This window comes from Oleiphilus sp. HI0086 (assembly GCF_001635225.1).
This window is the reverse complement of record NZ_LWFZ01000127.1, coordinates 1-469: the sequence shown is the minus strand read 5'-3', so window position 1 is coordinate 469 and position 469 is coordinate 1. Positions and strand designations below refer to the sequence as shown.

The 469-nt window shown below is 39.0% G+C and carries 1 protein-coding gene; it reads left to right on the top strand.

Going from position 1 to position 469, the window contains the following annotated elements:
• Positions 1-218: 218 nt before the first annotated feature.
• Positions 219-469: hypothetical protein (locus A3756_RS28515; protein ID WP_231875453.1), on the top strand; the 251-nt coding region annotated here is incomplete at its 3' end.

Genomic DNA, 469 nt, shown 5'->3' with positions numbered 1-469 from the left:
CAACCAATATGAATTAAGTATGACCTTGAGTTACTATTTGGGTAGTTATTACAATGAACAAAGTATCCATACGAATACAGGTTTTATAACTCTTGGACAGTATGAACAATAAGCAGGTTAAGTATGCAACTACTTATATGCAGGGAAGCCTTCGTTCCAAATAAAACCACCCTGTTTCTTCGCCATTATTAGTAGGGTTGTAACCTACTGGGTATATCATGTATTTCGCATTAGCAGCATTAACTTTTGGCTTAGTGGCAGGGCTGAAACCGGGGCCTTTAGGTGTGTTTGTGATTCATCAAACCATGTCAAAAGGTAATTACAATGGGTTTATGGCTAGCCTTGCACCTATTGTAACCGATGGGCCAATTATACTTCTGGCATTGCTGTTAACGTTGCAGCTTAATGATATAGGCTTGTTTATCTCTGCGATTTCTGTCTTTGGCTCTATGTACCTAGCTCTTATTGC